We start from the raw sequence: 346 nt of genomic DNA, 5'->3' as shown, positions 1-346 counted from the left end.
CGCTTGCTGGTTCGCGAGCGCCGTCTCGACCACCGTCTGCGCCTGGCGCAGTTCGAGCTCGGAGCCCGTGCCGTTGTCGAACTGCAGCTTCGTCAGGTCGTACTGCGCCTGAGCGGACTTCAGCGTGTTTTCCGTGACCTGCAACAGGTCATCGGTCGACAACAGCGTCAGGTACTGGTCAGCCACCTGCGACACCAGCGAGATTTCCGACGCCTGACGTGCGTACGACGTCGACAGGTACTGCGCGAGTGCCTGGTCCTTCAGGCTCTGCACGCGGCCGAACAGGTCGAGCTCCCACGACGCCGACAGCCCGACGTTGTAGCTGCGCGAGATGTACGGCGCACCG

Annotated in this window: 1 protein-coding gene; it reads right to left on the bottom strand. The window is 64.7% G+C overall.

Annotation, left to right across the window (positions count from 1 at the left end; all coding sequences use genetic code 11):
- A partial coding sequence (locus U5809_RS34615) for a TolC family protein (protein WP_322089859.1) occupies positions 1–346 on the bottom strand: 346 nt, incomplete at both ends.

It is taken from the genome of Burkholderia sp. BCC1999, assembly GCF_905339975.1.
Classification (GTDB): domain Bacteria; phylum Pseudomonadota; class Gammaproteobacteria; order Burkholderiales; family Burkholderiaceae; genus Burkholderia.
The sequence above is the reverse complement of the archived record's forward strand: the minus strand, read 5'-3'. Positions and strand labels throughout refer to the sequence as shown.